Below are 22440 nucleotides of genomic sequence, written 5' to 3' on the forward strand. Positions count from 1 at the left end.
ATGAATAAGCCCAGCACAATCGTTCCGATGCGAAGCACCGCGGTCAATTTCAACTACGGGATGATCGTCAACGACACCGACCTCACCGCGGCGATGCATTACCCGGTGCAGCTGATGCAGGCGGTGAACCGCGCCGTCTATGGATGCGGCATAGTGTGCGGTTTTCCGTTCGACCCGGCCCCCGAGATCTGCGGCAGGATCGTCGATTGCGATCCCTGCAAGAAGCCGGCCAGCACGAACCAGACGGACGGCAAGAAAGCCTACCAGGGGTTCAAGGTGCAGGTCGGGCGGGGCACCGCCATCGACTGCCACGGTCTGCCGATCGAGATCTGCGAACCGGCGGTCGTCGATGTCTCGCCCGACAAGTGCGGGTGCAAGTGCGACGACGGCGACGACAAGACCGCCTGGGTCTGCATCGCCGCACGACGCACAAGGGCCGACGAGGCGCCGCGCGGCGATTGCTGCGACAGCGGGTCCGAGGTCAACTGCGCCCGCAGCCGCGACCACGTCGAGATCAAGGCGTTCTCGCCGAAGGGCCTTCCCGACCACACTTGCTACAATTGGCCGGATAAGGACGCGGGCGGGGGAGGCGGCTGCGGTTGCGGCTGTGGCGGCGGCGGAACTGCCGGCGGGCAGGGGCAGCCGGGCAGCTCGGGGGACTATGGGAAGCCCATGCATCCCTGCGACTGCCTGGTCCAGTGCGACCCCTGCGATTGCTGCGGCGAGGGCTGGGTGCTGCTGGGCTGCGTCGAGGTCTGTGAAACCGGCGTCATCGTCGGGAATTTCCGCCCGCCGCTCGATGGCGGAGGCTTCGGGCCCTATCCCCGGGCGCCCTACCGGCACCGCCGCATGATCAAGCCGATCGAGTGCAGGTGCCGCGAATACCTCATCGAGGACCCCGGCGCGCAAAAAGCGCAGCAGGCACAGACGGCGCAGAGCGTCGCCGAACTCGAAAAGAAGATCGAGGCGAAGGTCAAGGAAGCCAAGCTGAATCTGGACACGACCCAGATGAAGCTTGCGAAGGGCATGATGCGTCTCGGGGCGACCGAACAACTGGAAAAGATGTTCAAGGAACAGCCCACTCTGGCGATGAACATGCTTGGGCTGCGGTCGCAGAAGACCAGCCGCGAGGTCCTGAACATCCTCGCCGGCGTGGTGAAGGACAACTGAGCCCGCGCCCGGCGCGGCGCGCGCCGGGCCCCCTGCGTCCAAGGAGAGGTCATGGCGCGATCGCCCCGCTCCCGGCGCCCGTCCGCCCCCCGCGCCAACCGCGCGTCGGCCGGGCTTGCCTCGCGGATGCGCCTCCCCGAGCGGCGCGCGCCGGGCGAGGGGCCGGGACAGATGGGCTCGGCTCTGCGGCGTCCTCCGGGCGCTTCGCTGACCCGGTCGACAGCCCCGTCAATGCCGGCAAATCGCGCGAATGCTCCGCCAGCCGTCACGCCCGCCATGTCGGCGCGAACGGCCGTGCCCGCTCGGCCGGCCGAGCACGCGATCGAGGGCCAGACCGCGGCCCGGGCGGCGACGGCGATCACCGGCGCCGTGGTCGAAGGCATTGCCGATCTGGCCCAGTCGACCGGGACCGCGACGGAAGAGGCGGAGGCGGCCCCGCAGTCGTCCGAAACCCCGTCCGGCCCGGTTGAAGGGGAGGCCGCGTCCGCCGCCGTGGAGGCCGTCGCGCTGGACACCGAGGGCGGCGCGGCCGCGCCATCGCGCGAGACCGCCGCGCCGGGGGAGGCAACCGAAGCCGAGCCCCCGGCCGAAGCGCCCGAGGAACCCGCCGAACCGAGCCCCGCGCAGGCCGTGGCGCCCGCGGCGCGCGCCGTGTCGAGCCGCGCCGCCGCCTCGGCCGCGCACCAGCCTGAAAGCGCCGCGACCGGTGCGGCAATGGCCTCCTCCGACGCGCCTGAGGTCACCGGACGGCGCTCGGCGGCGGCCCTCGGGGCGGCGCAAGCCGACGAGGCGGAAACCGGCGAGGTCGACCGCCAGACCTTCCGCCAGCAGCTTCGCGAGGCTATCGACAACGCGATGCCGCCGCCCGAGAGCGAGGACGACGCCAAGCGGCTGATGGACGAGGGCGGTGAGGACGCGGCGCGCGAGATCCAGGGCTCGCTCGGCGGGCACACGGCCGAGGCCACCGGGGGTCTACCCGCCGCCGTCGAAGAAGCGAACCAGCCCGCCCCGACGCCGGAGGGAGAAGCCGTGCCGCTCGAGCCCGAAGCCGTCGGCGATGCACCCGCCGCGGTCTCGGCCGGACCTGTCGTGCCGCCGCCATCGACGCCCCAGGCTGTAGACATGTCCCGAAATCGCGCCGAGACCGATGCGCTGGCGGCCGAGAACAACATCACCGACACGATGCTGGAACGCGGCAACGACCCGCAGTTCACCGCGACGCTCGGCGCGCGCGGCGAGGCGGAGCGGCACAACGAGGAAGGACCGGCCCAGCTTCGCGAAGCCGAGGCGGCCGACCGGGCCGCAACCCATGGCCGCGCCGCCGGCGTGATCGCCTCGGGCCTGACCGATTTCCACGCGACGCGGGCGACGCAGCTCAACGAGGTCGCCGGGCAGCAAGCCCAGACCTCGGGCCTGACGGCGGCCCGCAAGGCGGAGATCACCGCGACGATCGAGGGCATCGGACAGCGGACCCGCACGGACGTGACGGACATCCTGACCAAGATGACCGAAAAGGTCGGCGAGAAATTCCAGACCGCGATCGACGAGGCGCTGGCGGACTACAACGACGCCTTCGACGACGTCCGCGGCGGGCTTCTGACCCGCTTCGGCGAGTTCTTCACGGGCGGCGGCGATGCCCGGTTCAAACGAGCGCTTGCCGCGGGTCGGCTCGCCTTCAAGGCGCGGATCGACCGCGCCATCGACGAGGTAGCGACCTTCGTCGAGGCCGAACTGGCCCGCGCCCGCGCCCGTGTCCAGGCAGGCCGGGACGAGATCGACACCTACATCAACGAAACCTTGCCCGAGAACGAACGCGATTTCGCCGGCGAGGCCAGCCAGTCCATCACCGAGGATTTCGAGGCGCTGGAAGGGGAGATCAGCAGCAGCCGCGACGCGATAATCTCGAACATGGTCGACATGTACCGCGAGGGCATCCAGCGCCGCAACGCCCGCGAGGAGGAGCTTCGGCTCGCCAACCGCAGCCTGTGGGAACGCGTCTACGACGCGACGGTCGGCGTGGTCCAGAAGGTCCTCGAATTCAAGAACATGCTGCTCGGCATCCTCGCCCGCGCGGCGTCGGTCGTGACCGCGATCATCGAGGATCCGATCCAGTTCCTGACGAACCTGATCGCCGGCATCAAGGCCGGGCTCGACAAGTTCATGGGCAACATCGTCGAGAACCTCAAGCAGGCCCTCATGGGATGGCTTTTCGGCGCGCTCGAGGGCGCTGGGCTTCAGCTGCCCGAGACCTGGGACCTGAAAGGGTTCCTCAGCGTCGTCCTGCAAGTGCTTGGCCTGACAAAGGAAAACGTGCGCGCCCGCGCCGTCCGCATCCTTGGCGAGGACATGGTCGCCAAGATCGAGACCGGCGTCGAGATCATCCGAGTCCTCTTCACCGAGGGTCCGGCCGGGTTGTGGCAGATGCTTCTGGAGAAGCTCGGCGACATCAAGGAAACCATCCTCGCCGAGATCCGAAGCTGGGTCATCACCAAGATCGTCGAGGCGGGCATCAAGTGGCTAATCGGCCTTCTGAACCCCGCCGGCGCCTTCGTGAAGGCCTGCATGATGATCTACGACATCGTGGTCTTCTTCATTGAACGCGGCCAGCAGATCATCGCGGCGGTGAACGCGATCATCAACTCGCTCGCCGTGATCGTGGCGGGCAACATCGGCGCGATGGCCACCGCGGTGGAAGGCGCCCTGAACCGCATCCTGCCGGTGGTGATCGGTTTCCTCGCCTCGCTCCTCGGCCTCGGCGGCATCTCGGACAAGATCCGGCAGTTCATGGAAGCGGTCCAGCGCCCGGTTAACATGGCGATCGACTGGATCATCAACAAGGGCGTGGCACTGGCGCGGGGGATCAAGGGGCTCTTCGGCGCAGGGCGCGAGGAGGAACCGCAGGAAGAAGAGGCGGCGGATCCAGAAGTTCAGGCCCAGATCGACGCCGGACTGCTCGCCCTCCGCGAGCGGAACGAGGCGGCTCTCGATCAGGGGGAAATCTCCCAGGAGGAAGCCGAAGCGGTCGCGGCCGGGGTGCGGCGCGACTATCCCGTGTTCAAGTCCATCGAAGTCGAGTCCGCCGGGGGCCGTATCAAGTACGAATGGAGCGCCAACCCGACCGGAGAGGTCCCGGCAGGGGAGGACGAGGGCACCTTCACCTCAGATCAGGTTGTGAAGGCCAAGTTGAACGCTGTGGACGAGGTGATGGACGACTACGGCTTGCGGCAGGCGTTGGCCGGGCGCACCGAGGAGATGCAACGGATTATCCACGTGCCGGAAGGGGAAGACGTGAGCCGGATTCACACGCCTTCGCGGCAGGACATGCTGGCCCTCGGCAACACGATGTCCGACCAGATCGAAGCGTCCGGCTCGGAAGGGATTACCGCAAGCCGGCGTCCGGTTGATGTCGGGCCCGAGGGCGTCGGTGGCGTAACCATCAGTGCGGGCAGGTTCGGTCCGGAAAGGCCGAACGTTCCGGTTCACGGGGCAGGTTCCGCTCCGCCGGCCTACACGGAAGTCGAGACCGCCATTGCAAGCGCTGCCACCCATCTGGGAATGACGCGCGGTGCGCTGTCACAGGCTTACCAGTTCTGGCGCAGAAATTATCGTCTTCCCGCTCCCTATCACGGCACGGCGCACGGGGCCGAGATCGAACAACAGCTGCGCGTTCTCGAGACGATCCGGCTTGTCGCCGAAAGGACGAGGGGTCGATCCGCCATCGCATCGTCGGCGGCGGGGGAGTTCATAATGCATGAAAGAGCAAGCCGTCGGCCCGACGCTCCGGTGACACCGAGCGCGCTTGCTCCGATTGCCAGCGAACAACCCGAAGCAGGCGAACAGGGCGGAGCTCAGGCGTTTAGGATGGGCGAAGATGCCGCGATGGAAGTGCCACCGCGCGACAGGATCTCTGTGAATCCGACCAGCCCGGCTGGTCAGGAGCGGAAAGAGGCCCTTTTACGGGCCATCGAGCATTTCCGCAGAATGAACGTTGCGCAGGCCGAGGCCCTAATCCAATCCGAAAGGTTCCGCGGCATCGAAACCGAGGAAGAGTTGAAAGACGGTTTCGTAGAAGTCATCATCGATTACGCAACGGGTGGAAGTTATGGATAACGATCTGATCATTCGCATCGGACCTGCGCGAGACGAAAATGGAAACACGAAGAGTTTCTATCTTCCGCTGACGCCAGACATTTCCCGCGAGTCCATTTCGTTTGCCGAGACTGACCGGCAAGGCATTGCTGAAGTTGTCGAGGCGCTTCCGAACAGAACGCTGCATTGCGAGCCGGCACTTGCGGAAGCCGGCGCCACGCTTGGGCTCGCTCCGCGAAACCTAACTGACGAGGAAGCCCAGCTCGCTGCGGATCTGGCGCTTCGACTCAAGCCGATAGAGGGCATCCCCGATCCTCGCGAGAGGCGGGTCAGACGAAAGTTCTTCAAGGCCCTGGCAAAGGCCAGAAACTCGCCGGTTTGGCACAGGATGGACAACGGTTCGATCGTGCAGGGTGAAGTCACTGGAGACGTTTCGGAACGGCCGATCAAGGTCGGAGTGACCGCTGCCGCGCGGATGGACGACGTGCCGGTCCTGATGATTTCCATTATTGGAACCGGCAGCGACCTTGAGGGCGACGTGGACCTGATCTTGATGGAGTCCCCGGAGTATGCCCGGCTCCAGTTGCATCGCGCCTATGGGCTGTCGGCGGTGCCAAGACTCGTCCTGCGCAATGGGCCGGTCGACCAGGGCTGGAGCTCGCGGTGGTTGCCTGTGATCAACGCGATTCTGGAGGGGATCGCAGACGGTAAGACAGGCGACGGCACCGTGGCAGAAGTGACCTCGGAGGGGCCAGGATATCGGCTTCGTTGCATCTTCCGCTGATGGACATCGGAGGCGGGCGGTAAGCGCGTGGTCCGAGGTGGAAATCGTCAGCACGGGAACTGATCCTCGGTCACTGGATAAACAGTGAAAAACCGTGAAAGCCTAGAAACATTGTTCGGAGCCCGGGCAATTTCATGCTATGGTTGTAATAATTTTTAGGTCATATTTGCCTGGAGAGATTGCATGAATGTGCTGATCTACTCCGAGAACAGGTTGTTCGGTGAGTGCCTTGAGCGAGGGCTTTCGCGCGAAAAGGACGTGACCAGGGTGGTCTTCGCGTCAGACATCCCGCGCCTTGCGGAACTGAACAGCGAGTGTCCGGGATCGGCGATCCTCGTCGATCTCTCCTCGATCGACGGGCCGGTCGTGGTGGAGGCCTTGATGGCCTGTGCGCCCGATGCGTGCTTCGTGGCGCTGGGCGTGGATGAGGCGGACGGCGAAGCCCTTCTCGACTGCGCCCGTCTTGGCTTCGCGGGGGTGGCGCCGACCGGCACGGCGCTTTCCGAGCTTTCCGGGATCATTCGGTCCGCCTGCCGCGGCGAGGTCAAGCTGGCGCCCAGGGCGGCGGCGGGACTCTTCCAGAAGCTGCACACCAGCCTGGGCCCCCGCACGGTCGAGGACTGGCCCGAGGTCGAGACGCTCACACGGCGCGAGCGCGAAGTGTGCGGACTGGTCTGCGACGGCCTGAGCAACAAGGAAATCGCGAACGAGCTCAACCGCAGCATCGGCACGGTGAAGAACCACGTGCACGCCATTCTCGAAAAGCTCGAAGTCCCGCGCCGGGGCGCCATTCCCGGCCGCGTCATGCGCGCCGAGCCTTCTGGAGCACCATGGCGTAACTCAGGTGCCTGTTCCCGTGGAGAGCATCGTTTCGAGCTACGGTATCCATCTCAGAAAAGGTGATTGAGTGAGGCGCAGCTCTCGTGCATTCTCGAGGTCCTCGAAACTGGCCGAGGACATCCGCTACACGCTCGCGCGCTGGCCTGGCCTGACCCGGTTCCTGAACGACGGCCGGCTGGAGCTGGACACCAACCCGGTCGAGAACCAGATCAGTAAAATTGCCCTGACGCGGAAAAATGCACTCTTCGCCGGGCACGAGGTCGGCGCCGAGAACTGGGCGATGCTCGTCAGCCTCATCGCCAACTGCAAGATGACCAATATCGACCCGGTCAGCTATCTCACCAACACGCTGCGCGCTCTGCTCGACGGACACCCCAAGAGCGGCATCGACGACCTCATGCCCTGGAACTTCGCACCCGCATCAAGCCTCGCCGCATAGGGCGCCGGCTGAGCGCTTACCACGCGTCAAGCCTTGGTTGTTGAGTACATTGTCTCGGTCGGTCCCCGCCGGCAATCGCACTCCAGATCGAACTCGACCGGAGAATGTCTGCTGGCTTCTGGAGGATCGGGCCGAAACCGAAGTGGCCGTAAGCGGTTAGGCAGTCAGCATGTGCGGATCGTGTGCATAGGGCGTGTCGGCGCGTTCGTTTGTAGGCGCGAAAGTTGAAATCACGTCCTCCGCACATTTTTACGCCACGCTTGCCAATTCTACACGACAAGTCGCGGGACCACGCTCTCCACCAACCGCAGAAATCGTGAGTTGCGAGCCCCCGCAACCACTTTCACCGAACACGGATCAAGCGACTTGCCCGCCTCCGGCTGGGCGAGTTCGATCATGGCGGTGATTGCCCCCTAGAGGTGGCTCGGTTGGTTTGAACAGTTTCGAGCCGTTTCGTAAGTGGATTTTCCGCCCGATTATGCCGCCACCAGGATTGGCGTAGGCGGGTTGTAATATGCCTGATCGGGCGTCTGCCCGTCCAGCGATGAATGCGGCCTCCTTGAGTTGTAGAAATTGATGTAGCGACGCAGGCTTTCGCGGGCGGCTGACACGCTGTCATAGGCCCGCAGGTAGACCTCTTCGTATTTGATCGTTCGCTAGAGCCGCTCAACGAAGACGTTGTCGCGCCACGCGCCCTTGCCATCCATGCTGATCTGGATCTCGCCATCCTTCAGCACCTTGATGAAGTCGATCGACGTGAACTGGCTGCCTTGGTCGGTGTTCATGATCTCGGGCTTTCCATGCCGGCGCATCGCTTCTTTCAGAGCTTCTATGCAGGGTCCGGTTTCCAGGGTGACCGACAACCGCCAAGCTAGCACCTTTCGGCTGAACCAGTTCAAAACGGCGACGAGATAGACAAAGCCCCGAGCCATCGGAGTATACGTGATGTCCATCGCCCAGACCTGGTTTGGCCGGGTCACGGCCAGTTTCCGCAGAAGATACGGATAGACCTTATGGCCGGGCGCGGGTTTCGACGTGCTGGGACGCCGATACAAGGCCTCGATGCCCATGGTCTTCATCAGCGTGGCGACATGCAACCGCCCGGCCGTGAAGCCTTCCTGGCGCAGAAGGCCCTTCATCATCCGGCTGCCGGCAAACGGGAATTCCATGTGCAACTCGTCGATCCGGCGCATCAGCCTGAGGTCGTCTTCGCTGGTTGGACGAGGCTCATAGTAGAGGCTGCCACGGCTGATCCCGAGCAGTTCGGCCTGCCGTGCCAGGCTCAGCTTGTGACTGCGATCCGTTATTTCTTTGCGCTCGGCAACAGGCCGGCCTTGTCGAGCGCTCCTTCCAAAAAATCATTCTCCAGCGTCAGTTGGCCAATCTTTGCATGCAGCGATTTGACGTCAATCTCAGGCTCTTTCGTCGCCTTGGGCTTGTCGTCGAAGACGTCCGTCACGCCACCGAGGTGCTGATCTTTCCATTGCTTGATCTGGTTCGGATGCACGTCGAAATGCGTCGCCAGTTCGCTCATCGTCTTGTCGCCCTTCAATGCAGCCAACGCGACTTTAGCCTTGAATGCAGGGCTGTGGTTCCGTCTGGGTCGTCTGGTCGTCTTCGCTCCTTCTTCCCGGCCACGCTGCCGGTTTGGGAGCGGAGAATCCACCTAACTCAGCCGTTCAGTTTTCCCGAGCCACCTCTTCGATCTGCTGGAAAATCAGCCGGCGGGATAGCCCCTGCCGTTCCGGTCGCGGATCGCCGAAGACCTTGGTGGCAAGCACGATTTCCTCGCGCGGCGCCATGTCCCACAGCACGTTGCCGAGGATTTCTTCCGAGGTCCCGGCGGAATAGACGTTCGCGGTGTCGAAGAAATTGATCCCGGCCTCATAGGCCCTGTGGATCAGGGGCAGCGCCTGATCCTGTGGAAGCGCCCAGGCGCGTTCTTTCGCCGGGTCGCCGAAGCTCATGCAGCCCAGGCAGAGCTCCGAAACCCACAGGCCCGAACGGCCAATCTGTTTTTGTTTCAACATCGGTTTCAAATTCCTCCAATCGTATTTCCAGTTGTTCTCAGGCCCGGTCCCCGGCGCATCGGACCCCGGCCTTGTGTCTTCAGGCAACCTGAAGAACGATCTTGCCGGGCTTGTCGCCCGCTTTCAGGGCATCGAAAGCGTCGACGATCGATAGCCAGGAAAAACGCTCGGCGATCACCGGGTGCAGGGCGTGCTGTTCGATGGCTTGGATCATGTCCTCCATCATGGCGCGCGACCCGACGACGATGCCTTCCAAGCGGATCTTGGGGCCGATCAACTGACGAATATCAAGGCTGGTTTCGTATCCGCCGACAAAGCCGATGACACCGATGAACCCGCCGAAAGCGCAGGCGTTCAGCGATTGCGGCATCGACGTGCCCGTTGTTTCGACGATGATGTCGACACCCGTGCCGCCCGTCGCTTCGCGCACTGCACCTGCCCATTCGGGCACGTCCCGGTAGTTGATCACGTGATCCGCGCCCAGCCCGGTCAGGAAGTCCGCTTTTCCCGACGATGACGTTAGCGCCACAACCGTCGCGCCAAGCGCCTTGGCAAACTGCAACGCAAACAGTGCGACGCCGCCGCTGCCCTGAACCAGAACTTTCTTGCCGGGCGCGACACCACCCGATTGCAGGCAATGCCACGCGGTCAATGCAGCGATGGGTAGGGTGGCGGCCTCTTCATCGGTCAATATGGCGGGCGTTGGCACCGCGTTTTCCGCCGGAACAACGATGTATTCCTGCAAGACACCGTCCAAAGGCGCGCCCAGCGTTTGCTCTTTGCGCTGCTTCTGGGTGAGATCTCCGTTTTGCCACCCCTGTATGTAGCAGGGGATCACGCGGTCACCGGTGGCGAACCGCGTCACGCCATCCCCCACGGCGACCACCGCGCCCGCGCAATCGGACACGGGGACATAAGGAAGCTGTAAACCCGGCAGATATGTGCCCGACATCACCGCGATATCGCGGTAGTTCAGGCTGGCCGCCTTGACCTTGACCAGGATTTCGCCCGGCCCGGCGGTCGGGATCGGGCGGCGCGATTCCTGCAAGCCTTCAAGCGCGAACTCCGTCGCCTCGATAACCTTCATGTCCTGGCTCATGTCTTTCACCTTTTCTTTGGCATTGAGGTTGGCCGCCTAAAACCGCATCGGATCGGAATAGGCCGCGGGATTGGTCCGCGCATTGGCGCGTGCGTGTGTTGGCACTTCGCTGAACAGGCGTTTGTATTCACGGCTGAACTGCGAAACGCTTTCGTACCCCACCCGCATGGCGGCATCGCTGATCCGCGCGTTTTCAAACGCGATCATGCGGCGGGCATGGTGCAGGCGGATCCGCTTGAGGAACTGTATCGGCGAATGCCCTGTCCGGTCGCGGAACTGGCGGTGAAAGGCCGATTGGCTCATCCCCGAAAGTTCCGCCATTTCCTGCACCGCGACGTTTGATGCGAAATCCCTGCGGATCATGGCGATGCTGCGGTCGATGCGGTCGTCCAGCGTGGCCGCCCCGGCCACCGCGCTCAGCAATCCGGACTTCGGCCCGCGCAGCGCATGAAACACTACCTCGCGCCGGGTCGCATCGCCAAGGATCGCCGCCGCTGCCGGATCGGTCAGCAGCCCCAGCAGCCTGCCCGCCACATCACGGGTTTCGTCGGAATGCGGGGCCGGTTTGACCGCCAGACCCAGATCATGGGGCTGAATTGCATCTGATTGGATATCCTTGACCGATGCCACCATCCCCGCCAGCTCGGTGCGGTCGATATCGACAAACAGGCCGAACAGCGGCTCTTTCGCGGTGGCGAAGGTCGCGCATTCGAAGGGCAGTGGCAGACCGAGTACAAGGTAATTGTCGGCATCATAGCGAAATACCTGGTCACCCAGATATCCGATCTTGTGCCCCTGAAAGACCAGCACGATCCCTGCCTCATAGATCAGCGGCGTCGGCGGACCCTGCTCATAAGCCCAAAAGACCCGGACACCGGGGATCAATGTTTCCCGAAGGCCAGCACCGGATGTCAGCCCCTGTCGCTGCATCACGTCCCTGAAGTCCGTCATATCAATTCGTATCGACATGCTGCTTCATATCAATAATTCGCCTCTTGTCGCCCACAAATCGTCACTGCGAGCAGGAATAGGCAAATCATTGACCGCAACAGGCATGTCGGCGCGGCCTGACCATCCATAGGTTCTGCCCATCGAACGGCACGGTGCCGTTCCACAAGATACGGAAAAGAACATGGACAACATCAACGGCAAAGTCGTGGTCATCACCGGTGGTAGCAGCGGGCTTGGCGAAGCGACGGCCCGCCATCTGGCCGGCCTTGGCGCACACATCGTATTGGCTGCGCGTCGCAAGGACCGAATGGAAGCAATCGCCGAAGACCTGCGCAGCAGCGGCACCGAAGTCCTGGTGGTTCAGGCCGACGTGACCAAGCAATCAGACGTGGACGAAATCTTTAAAGAGGCAATGAACGCCTTTGGCCGTGTCGATGTACTGGTCAACAATGCGGGGCTGATGTCGATTGCACCGCTGACCGAGTCAAAGGTCGACGAATGGGATCGCATGATCGACATCAACATCAAGGGCGTCCTGTATGGCGTTGCCGCCGCCCTTCCGATCTTTCAGGCCCAGGGCGCTGGCCACTTCATCAACATCGCCTCGGTTGCCGGCATCAAGGTGTTTGCGCCGGGTGGTACGGTGTACAGCGGCACGAAATTCGCCGTGCGCGCGATCTCCGAAGGGCTTCGTCAGGAAGTCGGAGGTGCGATCCGCACCACCACGATCGAGCCCGGCGCGGTCGATTCCGAGTTGAAGTTCGGATCCTCGCATGAGGAAAGCTCGAACTTCGTACAGGAATTCTACAAGCAGGCCATCCCGGCTGACTCGGTAGCGCGCGCCATCGCCTACGCAATCTCGCAACCCGCTGACGTCGACATCAACGAAATCGTCCTCCGCCCGACTGTGCAGGAATTCTGACCATGAGGCCCAGGGGCCTACAGGGCCCTTTGGCCAGCGCACGGCCAAATGTTTCCTCCGTACGCGTGGTCTGCATAGGAAGAGCGGGTCAAAGAGCTCCCTCGAAACTCTCTATATCCACCGCCATGTGCCGACTTTCTATCTGAAGGCCCGCAGTTGGTAGGTCAGGCAGTGCAGGGGGAAAACCGAGATCAGTCAGACTTTTGGCGACAGTGCCCTGACCAACAATCATTTTTCCTTCGCGCCGCGCGCTAATCGAACCTCCTGGCTGCCTTCCACTTGCCCATTTTGCATTTTCGTAGAGTCCGGCAACTCTTGCCGTTGGAGGCGCCGCTGAAAGTCCGCTTCCACAGTGGGTCCCAAGTCAGTTCGCTCCTGCGGCGAACTTCCGGAATCCTCCCTCTTCGGTCATCGTTGGGGACCCTACCTAAGTCGGGCGTGAGTTCGGTCAAGGCCAATGCGTGCCCCCGCAACCAACTTTGGCGAACTTCTCGAAGCGACATAGCCCGCCTCTCCGGCGGGTTTTGCTTTGGACAGAAGTTCAACGAGATCGCCCTCAATTTCGAGTTCGTGCACATCACGGTTCACGTCGTGGCGAACCACGACACGATCAATGATCTTGTGTAGCTCTTCGCTCGCGCGACCGACCACGCCTTCGTTCGAAAGTGTTGCGGTGAGCTGGTCTACATAGCCCCTGTAAAGCGCAGGCGTGCCCCGCGTCTCGGCCGTCGCGCTTCTCACATAGTTGGCGGCGCGTCAGAAAAGGCGAAATCAGCTCGGAAAGTTCAGCCCGAGCCTGCCGTCAAAAGGGCGGTTTCCGGTTCGGATAGTACCGCAATTGGCGTCTTCTGGTCGAATATGTCAGGCTATCTATACATCTCTCGGTCGAACAGCACACCCATGGCTTACATGTAGTCAGGCGACATAAGAATGGACGCGCGTTTCTCCTGCTTATGGTTAGGCCATTCGCCGTCACGATTGCCTAACAGTGTTGCGGACCAGGGTGAAGTCGCCCAAGACGAACGGCTTCGTCGAGCGCTTCAACGGCACCGTCCTCGACGAGTTCTTCCGGGTGAAGATGCGCGAGACCTTCTACGAAACCGTCGACGCCTTGCAGGCCGACCTCGACGCCTGGCTCGTCCACTACAACACCGAACGCCCGCATCTGGGCTACCGCAACCAAGGCCGACGGCCAATCGAAACCGTCATGTCATTCGTCAGCCAAGAAGGTTAAGTGGACAGCTCATAGGTCAATGTGCCCGAAATCTTGCCGTCAGTGCGGTGCAGTTTCAGGCGGCAAGACCCAAAGGGAAGCTTCATCCGCATTCGAATATTTTAGTCCCCACACCCAATTGGCTTATGCCGGTGCAAGTCACGCGGAACCCAATGCGCCGGACAGTCCGACGGATCCTACCAAGATTAGGGACAGCGCCCAGAGCAGATCGAGATTGAACCAGGTCCTCGATAGGAATCGCAAACCGAGCCAGACATAGAACGTGACGGCTAACGCTCCGCCAGCCACGATCATTGCTGCGGTATGCGCTGCGGCGACAAGCAGCGCCGTGCCGATGTTGCCGGCCATGAGTGAAACCGCCGCCTGGTGCCCGGTATCCAGCGTTTCTGTTCGGCAAAGCCCAAGATACATCGGCACCAGCATCAGACCTGCGCCGTGAGCGAAAGCTGCCAGGAAAGACCACAGGACGAGCCGCGACGGCGGCACGCGGGACAAGAAACGGGGGTGGCGCCGGTACGTGAGCAGGAACATCCCCATGGCAATCACAACCCCCGCCGCAGCGAGGCGGATTTCGCGTTCCCACTGAACCAACGCCGTCATGAGCGAAAATGGCAACAGGATCACCGTCATCGAAACGAAATGGCCCGTCCCCAAGGCAATCAGAGCCTGCGGCAGGGCATATCCACGTCGTTCCATCAGGGCGGATGACACCGCCAGCGGCCAGCCCATCGCAGGGTTCAGACCGTGATAGACGCCGATTGTCACGACGGCCCACCAAAGGGCCGCCGTGTTCATCAGTGTGTCCACCTCAGGCCGACGGGTAGCAGAAGCTGTCGGTCGAGCAGTCGCCGCCCTCAAGGCGGATCTGATGACTGCGGTAGCCCTTGGGGAAGTCGACCCAGAAGTTCTTCTCCAAGTTCAAGCCGCCTTTTTCGCCAACATTCGCCATGACCATCGCTGCGCCCCGGTCGCCGGGATAGAACTGATCGTCCCAGGTGGAATAGAGCGAGTTGGTCCAGTAGACGCGCTTGCCGTCGCGGCTGATCTCGACCATCTGCGGGCCATAGCCAAATGCCTTGCCGTTCGGGTGCTTGGTCTTCTTGACGATGCCGCCAATCTCGACCTTTCCCGCGAGTTTCGGGTGCATTGGATCGCTCACGTCGTACTGGTGCATCTCACCCGTACCCCAGCAGGCCACGTAAAGGAACCTGTCGTCGAGGCTGAGGTCGATATCGGTGACAAGCGGCGGTACGGCGGCAAATCCCTTAAGCAGGTCCGGCAAATCGTCGGCATCAGCGGGCTGCGGGTCGATGGTGATGGTTTTCTTCGCCTCAAATGTGCCGTTGTCGCTGCGCCACCACGTGAAAATTGAACCTTGCAGGTTCGTCGTGTCCACTACTACGCCACAAAAGCCGTATTGCTTGGCCGGATCATGGGCGGGCCGGATTTCCAGAGCCATCTGGTGGTTCTCGCCAAGGTCGATGGTCTGGATGTTCTTGCGCGCGCGAAGATCCCAGAAGTGGATTGAGTGACCATATTTGTTGGACAGCAGATCTTCGGGCACGATGCCGTTTTCGAATTGAGGCGGCAGGCCCCATTCGGAACTGACCATGTAATCACGCGGCAGGTTCCACCAGAAATCGTAGTGCTTGTCCTGTGCGCCCCGGTCCATTTCGTAGCGGCCGAGAATTTCGAAGGTCTCGCAATCCATGATGAAGATGCCCGGAGGTCCATCTGTGCCGTCTTTGCCGCCACCGCCAAGCGTGCTGACATAGATGCCTTCGGGGCCGCAATGGATGGTGTGCGGGCGCGAGTAGCCGGTCTTTCGGAATAGCTCATCGGGTTCGATGACTTTGTGAATTTTCGCCTTGAGCGGCTCTTTCACGTCGATCACGTAGATACGCGAGGACCGAATTCCGGGAATGATCAGGTAACGGCGTTCCAGAAAGGCGTGGCCGGTCAATGGCGAAAGAGCCGAGGAACACGCGTTCCATCCAAAATGATGAAATTCGTCGCCCTTGTTTGGCATGAAAAGGCTGTGCAGAACTTTGCCATACGAATCCGAACTGGGATTCACGTCAATGACCGCGAGTCCATCGGGCTGTGATCTATCCGGACTGAGCATCAATGTGAACGCGAGGTTTTCCACCGGTCCTTGCATGGCCAGCTTGGCCGAGGGGTAGAACGTCGGGTCAGGTCTCAGGTTCATCTTCTCCTCCCAAAACGTTGATGAACAACGCAAGCCCCCGGAATAAATGGAGGGCTTGCGGCAGCAGGCGGCGGCTGTGGCCGCGTCGCGCTTTTTCGGGTCGGGCCGTCTCGTCGCAAAAGACTCGGCTCCAACCTGCTTGATCCAGCGAGGCACCGGTTTGGCTGATCATAGCCATTACCCGTGGGCTTAGTAAGCTGTCTTAACGTCATAGACGCTGTGCGGTCTGGCGAGGTCGTGCAAGCGATAGCGCTCGGCGAGTCTGGCCGAGATGTCGAAGTCACTCTTGGGATTCAGAAACTGGATGAACTATAGGCCGACTGATCGACAAGAACTTTCGACTTTAAGGTGATATTGAAGGCTCTGGACTGGATGTGGAGCGGTGGACGCCCTCGCCCTGACCTGAAACCCATTTCTTCCTCCACTTTGAGGTAGAGTCCGTCCCGAACTGAACTGCTACCGCCGTTGCAGAAGACTGCGGGCGCGGCGGATGCTGACGTCCCGGATGGACCGGAGATCGTCGAAAAGCGCCCGGCGGAGAGCAGGCCGCAGAGCTTTCATTTAATGGCGTCCTGCTGCATCGCTTTGTCAGCGAGAAGTCGGCAACCAGGTGCTTCAGCATCGAGTTCTTCTCCTCGAGTAGCTTCAGCCGATTCATCTCCGACGGCATCAGCCCGCCATACTTCTTGCGCCGGTTGCAAAACATCGCTTCGGCAATCCCAGCCTTGCGGCACACGCAGCCATCCTTCGAGCCGTCCAAGCGGCCGTCCATTTTTTGCGCCCTATCCTCAACCCACATGGCGACAGGACTCGCAGTATCAGCAGCAAGACGGCAGGAGCGGATCGGCAAAGCGCTCACTGTTGCCGGTCAGTAAAGTCGTTGATTCTGCAGCAATGGACGGCCTTGTGGCGCATCCTTCGTGCCACAAAGTCAAGGCGGAAGCGGTCAGGTTGCAAGACCGAGGCGGCATCGGCGCCGCGATATTGGACTATTGCGCAGAGCACGACCCGCAACTCCTGGCCGTGGGCGCCAATGCGTACAGCAAGTTCCGCTTGGATCTCTTGGGCGGCGTAACCTTGAAAGTCATTGCGAGCTGCCCGGTCCCCATTCTGTTGTCACGCTGATGTTTCGGAAGAGCAATAGAGCCAGGCATTCCAATGGCGTGACTCGTCCTCGATCGCGCGAAAGCCCGGCACCGGCGGACCTGTGAAGCTAACTCTTGAGTTGCGCTTCTTGCAGTGTTCTGGGCTTCGTCTGCGGTCTGTCTTGACCGACCCTACGGTTGCCTCCAACACCACCCTGTCGGTTGGGAATCCAATGGTCCGCTTCTGTTGGGAGCGGAAACATCCCGTCGCAGAATCAGCCCAACGCCCGAGCGCATCTCTTGAGCACTGAAGCTTCTCGCTCGACCAAAGCCACGGTGCTTGAACTGCAACCGTGTGTCTCGAATTCGGCAATGAACCGACATCTCCGGTGTGCCGATCCCCGGAAGCGCGGCCAATTCGTTCCAATCGGCGTTCTCCATCCTTCTCTCCCAAACGCTGGGCGCGATGACGCTATACGAAAATCGGCAAATTCCACGGCGCGGATATTGCTCTTCTTCATCCGAACCGATTCAGTCGATCTCATTCGGACTGCTCTGAAAATAGGCATCAATCGATCTAGTTCCGCTTCAATCGGGCGAGGGCGTCGCCACTTTTCATAGTGGACCGGCTCCGTCTCGATATCGGAAAACTCGGAGCCCGTCGGGAATACCTCGAGCGTTGCCCATTAGGCGCCAAGTTTGCCTGCAAAGCGGCCTTGCGCGCGAGCTGCATGGAGACCCTCGACAAACTTCGCCGATACTCCATTGTCCGAAGACGACGGTGACAATATCAACTGCGAGGATTGGTCATTCGCGCATCGCACGACCCACAGCTGCAAGCTTCGCCCAGTCGAATGTTATGCCTATCCCGGGTAGGTCCGGCGCGACAGCCATACGATCCTTGATGGCCAAGGGACGCGTCGTGCATTCATCGATCGGAAAGGCGTGGACCTCGAGCCAGCCCGCGTTGGGCTGAGCGGACACGAGACTCACATGAAGCTCCTGCATGCCATGGCTGCAAACTGGGATGCCGTGCCGCCGGGACAGCTCGGCCACACGCAGCCAGCCGGTTATGCCGCCGCAATTCGAGGCATCAGGCTGTATGAAGCTGAGCCGCGCATCGGCGAAAGCGTGTTCGAACTCATGGATCGTATGCAGGTTCTCGCCCATGGCGAGCGGGACACCCGTCGCCTCGACGATGCGGCCGAAACCATTGTAATCATCGGGGATCGTCGGTTCCTCGAACCACAGGATGTCATAGGCTTTGAAAGCCTCGGCGGCGGCGATCGCCTCGTCCACGTTCATCGAGTAGTTCGCATCCACCATGAATGCAATTTCCGGGCCGATGAGTTCGCGGACGGCACGCACCCGCGCCACGTCTTCGGCAAGCGTCGGCTGACCGACCTTGATCTTCACCCCATTGAACCCGCGATCAAGATATTTGCGGACGCTTTCCAGCAGCTTCGGCAATGGGAAATTGAGGTCGATACCGCCGGCATACGCCCGGCAGCGATCCGAGGCACCCCCCGCCATCCTCCAGAGCGGCTTGCCCGCCCGCTTGCAGCGAAGATCCCACAGGGCGATATCCACCGCCGATATGGAAAAAGATGCGATGCCGCCACGTCCCACATAGTGCAGATGCCAGTGCATGGCATCGTGAAGTGCCTCGACAGCCGTTGCATCGCGGCCGTTGAGGAACGACGCGAGGTCATGCTCGATCATCGCCGCAATTGCTCGGCCGCCCTTGCCGCCGGTATAGGTGTAGCCGGTGCCCTCGGAGCCATCGGACAGGCGCAAGGTGGCCGTGATCAGCTCGAAATGCGTGTGATCGCCGTGCTTTGCGTCGGACAACACTTCGGCCAGCGGAACGTTGAACAAGCGGACGTCGACATTCTCGATCTGGTTCGACTTTGCCGGTCCATCGCGCAATTTTGTCTCCTCTCTCGCGTTCGCAATCTTGACGTGTCCAAATGGAAGAAAGCGAGAAGGAATTGCGCTGTTTTGTCAAATTTTCTGCCGCGCCGTCGCTCCCTTCGACGATGGGGCCACACGGTTTTTCCTTCGGCCCAGCGCTATGAACCGCAGACGCCGCCCAGCAGCCCCGTTCGGCAGAAGTAGTGTGCCCAAGATGTCTCAATGACAGGCAATTCGATGCATACTCGATAGCTAACCCGCCAGTAGCGGCATCATCAGGGTCGCGAGGCTGAGGACAAGGAAGAACCCTGCCATGTCGGTGATCGTGGTCAGAAGCGGTCCCGAGGCGGCGGCCGGGTCTTGGCCGAGCCGCTTGAGCGCAAGCGGCACAACACCCCCGATCGAGACCGCTATGATCGTATTGATCGCGAGTGCGAACCCGATCACGACGCCAAGCCAGGGATTGCCCTTCCAGACCCAAGCCACGATTCCGACCAGGCAGCCAAGTGCGAGGCCATTGATCGCGCCGACGCTCACTTCCTTCAGCCAGACCCGAACCGCATCCGCAGGACGAACCAAGCCTAGGGAAAGTTCGCGCATCGTGACACCCACGGCCTGATTGCCCGAACAGCCGCTCATGTCCGAAACCATCGGCAGGAAGACCGCTATGGCGATGACCGCGGCAAGCGTTTCCTCATAGGCCGAAATCACGCTCGCGGCAATGATATTGAGCACGATGTTGGCAGCGAGCCAGGCCAGACGGCGGCGAGATCTGAGCCAGGTCGGCATTGACCGGACCTCGTCTTCCACAAGTCCATGCTGCTTCAGGCTTTGGCTTTCGGCGCGCTCCAGCGTCGCCGCATCGATTGCTGCGCGTGAGACGACGCCGACCAACTGTCCGTCCTTTTCGACCACTGGCAGGCCGAGGAACGGGTGTTCATCAAACAGATCTTGTAAAACCTCGAGCGGGGTCAACACGGACACCGTCAGCGGCTCGACCATGATCTCGGTCAGCTTGTCACTGCGTTTCGCGGTCAGGAGCGCGCGGAGCGACACTACCCCTATGGGGCGCCCGACGGCATCGACGATGTAAGGATGTTGGCCACGGTAGCGTTCGAAATCCTCTTCGTCGGATGCGAGCCGCCGCAGGACCGCTCCAACGGTCGCGGTTTCGGCGAACGAGAAGGCTTCGGCTACCATCAGGCCGCCGGCGGTATCGTCTTCGTACTCGACGAGCCGGCGCACATCAGCCGCATCCTCGGCATCGAGGCGCCCGAGAATGTCCTCGGCATCCTCGTCGTCCAATTCGCCGATCAGGTCGGCCTGGACGTCAGAGTCGAGTTCGTCGATGATCTCGGCTGCCCTGGCATGGTCGAGCCGCTCGACGAGATCGGTGGCGACCGCATGCGGAGCCTCTTCGATCAGTTCGGCGGCAAGCTCGGGCGGAACCAGCGACAGGACACGGTCACGGTCTTCTGGCTCCAGCGCGAGAAGCTCGCGGAGCGCCTCGCTCAGCGGCAAAGGATCGAGGAGAGCGACGAGCGCATCCGTGTTCTCTGTCGCAAGTGCGTTCACAATGCGATCCGAGAGCTCAAGTTCCTGTTCGTCTTCGACTTCGAGGATACCCGTATCCATCGCGCCTCTCCCGTCTTGCTGCCTTCAAGCGATGCGCCGAAGCTATTCGGCAGCCGCCAACTGTTGAATTCCAGATCTGATATGAAGATCGCGCTGCGGGAACGGGATTTCGATCCCATGAACGCGGAACGCCTTCCAAATCTCGAGATAGACATCGCTTCCGATGTTGGCGACACCCTCTTCCGGGTCCGAGATCCAGAAACGAACCTCCAAATCGACGCTCGACTCGCCGAAGCCGCGGATCAGGCAGAGCGGCTTCGGAACCTTCAGGACGCGATTGCAGGCGAGCGCCGACTCAACGCAGAGCGTCTGCGCCTTCTCCACGTCGGTCGAATACGCGACACCCACCATGATGCTGCGGCGAATACGCTTGTCGGTAAAGGTCCAGTTCGTCACCGGATTCGAGATAAGAAGCTCGTTCGGAATGAGCGTTTCGGTGCCCGCACGGGTGCGGACCGATACATAGCGACCGGCGAGCGTCTTGACCTCACCGTAAGTCGGGCCTTCGCCTGTCATGATCTCGATCACGTCGCCAGGCTTGATCGAACGGTCGGCGAGCATCGTGAAACCCGCCACGAAATTGGCGACGGTGCGCTGCATGCCGAGACCGATGCCGAGGCCCAGCGCGCCTGAGAAGACGGCAAATACGGTCAGGTCGATGCCGACCGCCTGCACACCGAAGATGATGGCCAGCACCATGAGCACGATACCAACAATCTTCGATGTCAGGACCTGCATCGTCGGGCTGAGGGCGGTCGCGGCCTCAAGCCGGCGGCGGATGAATCCCGAGGAATGGTAGGCAAGCCAGAGCAGAACGCCTGTGACAACCGCGCCCTGAACGACAGTCCATAGCGTCACGCGCACAGACCCGCTCGAAAACTGGACGCTGTCCATCCACAGGATAGTCGGATCGAGTAGGCGCACGGCGTTCAGTGCTGCAATACCCCAAATCGTCCAGGAGACCACGCCCGCCAAGACGTGATTGGGGATGAGGATCGACAGGATGCGAATGACGACCCATGCGTTGATGAGGCTCGCGAATAGCCGCACCAGAGCGGTCGGTTGGGATGCCGCGTTCAGAAGTGCGAGCGAAAGCCAGAGCCCCACCACCCAGGCGATCGGCAAGCTGATCGAAGATGCGGTCTGAAGCGCCCGGCGCAGAAGTTTGCCTTCCGACTTGACTCTCAGCTGTCCGATCGCTCGGGCCACGGCGCGCTTCAACAGGATTGCAAGAACCAGCGAAGTGACGACTGCCACGATTTGCGCGATGCTGAGCAGGTCAAGCGATGCGGCGAGGGTTTGGTTCCAAGCATTCTCGATGACGCTGAGTATCGGCGTGAACTTCTTGTCGATTTCTTCCATGATACGAACTCCCGGAATGGCGGCGACTGCGCGTCAGAATCGGAGCTTGGTGGCTCCCGCAGTCGAGTAAGTGGTGCGTCAGCTCGGCATGCTCACGCCACGACCGGAAATCATTCCCAGCTGCGCACAGAGCTTCAGAACCGTCCAATAGCCTTGTCGCACCGCCTCGTCGTGGTCCTCTCTCGACGGGAACGGCAGGTGGAGCGTTCGGTCCACCGGGCCAATCAGATCGATCAACTCGTCGTCAATCGAAGCCACATCGAGTGCGTCGAGCGTGATCAGCACAAGCGAACCGCGCAGCCATGGCAATGTCGGCAAGTCCAGCAGGCGTTCGTAGATGTCCTGTGCGATAGGCGAATGTCCCGCAACGACCGCCGTCGGACCGGGCCGGATGCCGCCGATCCGGTATCCGAAGGGCCGCGCGTCCCGTGCGTCGTTCAGCACTTCGATGAAGCGGCAATCAGGCGCCTCTCCTCCCGGCATGCCGCGCTTTGAAATCTCCGTAGCCATCATCTGATTTTTCCTCAGTTGAAGAAAAAGGGGCGGGTTGCACCGCCCCAGTCATGATCAAACGAGGGGTCCGCTCTTTAGTTGAAGCTGTAGACCAGCGACACGTTGAGCGTGTTATCGGTGCTCTTCAGGCCCGGCAGCGGATCGGTGTCGTATTCGGTCCGGTA

17 protein-coding genes and 2 pseudogenes are annotated in these 22440 nt (G+C 61.6%); 8 read left to right on the top strand and 11 right to left on the bottom strand.

The window, feature by feature from the left end:
- The 5 genes from DEA8626_RS14960 to DEA8626_RS14980 all read left to right on the top strand — a co-directional run bounded on the left by DEA8626_RS14960 (nt 1) and on the right by DEA8626_RS14980 (nt 7322).
- Nucleotides 1-1170 (top strand): hypothetical protein, encoded by a 1170-nt coding sequence (locus DEA8626_RS14960; RefSeq protein ID WP_108854018.1) that lies wholly within the window; start codon nt 1-3, stop codon nt 1168-1170.
- Between the two features lie 294 nt (nt 1171-1464).
- Nucleotides 1465-5280, top strand: coding sequence for a phage tail protein (locus DEA8626_RS21090; RefSeq protein WP_181366457.1), 3816 nt, complete (start codon nt 1465-1467; stop codon nt 5278-5280).
- Nucleotides 5273-6043 (top strand): hypothetical protein, encoded by a 771-nt coding sequence (locus DEA8626_RS14970; RefSeq protein WP_108854019.1) that lies wholly within the window; start codon nt 5273-5275, stop codon nt 6041-6043. The genes DEA8626_RS21090 and DEA8626_RS14970 overlap by 8 nt, the downstream gene beginning before the upstream one ends.
- Nucleotides 6044-6226: 183 nt before the next feature.
- Nucleotides 6227-6946 carry a helix-turn-helix transcriptional regulator gene (locus DEA8626_RS21605; protein ID WP_108854020.1) on the top strand — a complete coding sequence of 240 codons (720 nt, stop codon included), beginning with the start codon at nt 6227-6229 and terminating at the stop codon, nt 6944-6946.
- Nucleotides 6947-6950: 4 nt separating this feature from the next.
- A complete protein-coding gene (locus DEA8626_RS14980) occupies nt 6951-7322 on the top strand; it encodes an IS66 family transposase (protein WP_281261497.1) in 372 nt (123 codons plus the stop codon).
- A 476-nt stretch (nt 7323-7798) separates the two neighbouring features.
- Here DEA8626_RS14980 and DEA8626_RS14985 read toward each other — a convergent pair.
- The 4 genes and pseudogenes from DEA8626_RS14985 to DEA8626_RS15000 all read right to left on the bottom strand — a co-directional run bounded on the left by DEA8626_RS14985 (nt 7799) and on the right by DEA8626_RS15000 (nt 11402).
- Nucleotides 7799-8988 (bottom strand): annotated as a pseudogene (locus tag DEA8626_RS14985) (IS3 family transposase).
- A gap of 13 nt (nt 8989-9001) precedes the next feature.
- A complete protein-coding gene (locus DEA8626_RS14990; protein ID WP_219929203.1) occupies nt 9002-9352 on the bottom strand; it encodes an aldo/keto reductase in 351 nt (116 codons plus the stop codon).
- Nucleotides 9353-9431: 79 nt separating this feature from the next.
- Nucleotides 9432-10451: a zinc-dependent alcohol dehydrogenase family protein gene (locus DEA8626_RS14995; RefSeq protein ID WP_219929204.1), complete on the bottom strand. Its 1020-nt coding sequence runs from the start codon at nt 10449-10451 to the stop codon at nt 9432-9434.
- A gap of 36 nt (nt 10452-10487) precedes the next feature.
- Complete coding sequence (locus tag DEA8626_RS15000) at nt 10488-11402, bottom strand: AraC family transcriptional regulator (RefSeq protein ID WP_181366458.1); 915 nt, start codon at nt 11400-11402, stop codon at nt 10488-10490.
- A gap of 181 nt (nt 11403-11583) precedes the next feature.
- On the opposite strand from DEA8626_RS15000, the gene DEA8626_RS15005 reads away from it, so the two are divergent.
- Both DEA8626_RS15005 and DEA8626_RS15015 read left to right on the top strand, forming a co-directional pair.
- Entirely contained in the window at nt 11584-12324 is a 741-nt protein-coding gene (locus DEA8626_RS15005) for an SDR family oxidoreductase (RefSeq protein ID WP_108854022.1), read from the top strand.
- 994 nt (nt 12325-13318) lie between these two features.
- Nucleotides 13319-13558: pseudogene (locus tag DEA8626_RS15015) on the top strand (integrase core domain-containing protein); the annotation flags it as partial.
- Nucleotides 13559-13696: 138 nt separating this feature from the next.
- Here DEA8626_RS15015 and DEA8626_RS15020 read toward each other — a convergent pair.
- A complete protein-coding gene (locus tag DEA8626_RS15020) occupies nt 13697-14353 on the bottom strand; it encodes a hypothetical protein (RefSeq protein WP_108854023.1) in 657 nt (218 codons plus the stop codon).
- Nucleotides 14354-14366: 13 nt separating this feature from the next.
- On the bottom strand, nt 14367-15767 hold the full coding sequence (locus DEA8626_RS15025) for a selenium-binding protein SBP56-related protein (protein ID WP_108854024.1): 1401 nt from the start codon (nt 15765-15767) through the stop codon (nt 14367-14369).
- A gap of 894 nt (nt 15768-16661) precedes the next feature.
- On the opposite strand from DEA8626_RS15025, the gene DEA8626_RS21765 reads away from it, so the two are divergent.
- A complete protein-coding gene (locus tag DEA8626_RS21765; RefSeq protein WP_369021457.1) occupies nt 16662-16892 on the top strand; it encodes a universal stress protein in 231 nt (76 codons plus the stop codon).
- A 767-nt stretch (nt 16893-17659) separates the two neighbouring features.
- On the opposite strand, the gene DEA8626_RS15035 is transcribed toward DEA8626_RS21765, so the two are convergent.
- The 5 genes from DEA8626_RS15035 to DEA8626_RS21610 form a co-directional block, all read right to left on the bottom strand.
- The gene (locus DEA8626_RS15035) at nt 17660-18781 is read right to left on the bottom strand and encodes a mandelate racemase/muconate lactonizing enzyme family protein (protein WP_108854026.1); all 1122 of its coding nucleotides are present in this window, start codon (nt 18779-18781) and stop codon (nt 17660-17662) included.
- A gap of 237 nt (nt 18782-19018) precedes the next feature.
- Nucleotides 19019-20401 carry a magnesium transporter gene (mgtE, locus tag DEA8626_RS15040; RefSeq protein WP_108854027.1) on the bottom strand — a complete coding sequence of 461 codons (1383 nt, stop codon included), beginning with the start codon at nt 20399-20401 and terminating at the stop codon, nt 19019-19021.
- 42 nt (nt 20402-20443) lie between these two features.
- On the bottom strand, nt 20444-21763 hold the full coding sequence (locus DEA8626_RS15045) for a mechanosensitive ion channel family protein (RefSeq protein ID WP_108854028.1): 1320 nt from the start codon (nt 21761-21763) through the stop codon (nt 20444-20446).
- Nucleotides 21764-21841: 78 nt separating this feature from the next.
- Entirely contained in the window at nt 21842-22276 is a 435-nt protein-coding gene (locus DEA8626_RS15050; RefSeq protein WP_108854029.1) for a hypothetical protein, read from the bottom strand.
- Nucleotides 22277-22350: 74 nt separating this feature from the next.
- Nucleotides 22351-22440, bottom strand: a 90-nt coding sequence (locus tag DEA8626_RS21610) for a DUF481 domain-containing protein (protein WP_146188880.1), incomplete at its 5' end; no start/stop codon positions are given.

Origin of the sequence: Defluviimonas aquaemixtae, assembly GCF_900302475.1 — a bacterium.
Lineage (GTDB): Bacteria > Pseudomonadota > Alphaproteobacteria > Rhodobacterales > Rhodobacteraceae > Albidovulum > Albidovulum aquaemixtae.